The sequence below is a fragment of the Candidatus Macondimonas diazotrophica genome, assembly GCF_004684205.1.
Lineage (GTDB): Bacteria > Pseudomonadota > Gammaproteobacteria > UBA5335 > UBA5335 > Macondimonas > Macondimonas diazotrophica.
The window spans coordinates 1-863 of record NZ_SRIO01000074.1; the positions used below are offsets into that span (position 1 = coordinate 1).

The 863-nt window shown below is 60.3% G+C and carries 2 protein-coding genes; one reads left to right on the forward strand and one right to left on the reverse strand.

What is annotated here, in order from left to right:
- Positions 1 to 318: universal stress protein (locus E4680_RS13930; RefSeq protein ID WP_135283031.1), on the forward strand; the 318-nt coding region annotated here is incomplete at its 5' end.
- A gap of 78 nt (positions 319 to 396) precedes the next feature.
- Here the strand turns inward: E4680_RS13930 and E4680_RS14230 are convergent.
- A partial coding sequence (locus tag E4680_RS14230) for a hypothetical protein (RefSeq protein ID WP_167792538.1) occupies positions 397 to 863 on the reverse strand: 467 nt, incomplete at its 5' end.

Below are 863 nucleotides of genomic sequence, written 5' to 3' on the forward strand. Positions count from 1 at the left end.
GGCGCCATGGCGATCGCCGAAGCCGTCGGGCCGCCGAATGTCTGGAGCCGGGAGAAGGACGATCTGAGGCGGGCGATCGATCCGGTGGTGGCGTCGCTCCAGGCGCAAGGCATGGAAGTGACGGCCTTCATCCGCCGCGGCGCGCCGGCCGAGCAAATCGCGGCCCATGCCCATGACATGGGTGCCGATCTGGTGATCGTCGCCCATGACCATCCGACGGTCATGGCCCGGTGGCTGCAGAGTGCGCGCGACGCCCGACTCCTCGACCGGCTGCAATGCAGCGTGCTCGTCATGACAAACGAGCAACCTATCCTGTGATAACGCTGGAGCGGTTGTAATCGATACCGCGTTCAAGTGAAAGCCAAAAGGCTGCGGGTGCTTGCCCCGCCGATGGGGTCACTCAACGCATTCGTCGGATATGGTCGCGTGATCATAGCGCTGACGTCTCTCTTCGAACGCTGCGATCGTCTGGCGTATTTTCTCGACTGGATTCCACTCCCCGTAGTCCGGGCTGGGCAAGTGATAGCGCTTTCGAAGATCACCGGCGATGCCGGCGGCTTTAAGGCCGAGTGCGGCGTACTGTTCCCGCCGGTAGTCGATGTTTTCGAAGTTGACGTTTAACACGTCTTCTACCCGATCAGCGGTCATTGAGACGAGGTTGGGGAAGTTCAAGATCTTGTAACCGAGATCGAGATCAATGGATTTCCAGTCCACGTCCAGTCCATAAGGGTCAAAAGTTGGCTCGCATTCCTGGAGTTCAGGGTAAGCCTGGTAGTAGCCAGGGTCGCCGCCATCGGGAACGCCGTCATCACGGGTGACCCTGGCGCAACCTTCGACGAATCGGTCCAGCAAAGTCTCCACGT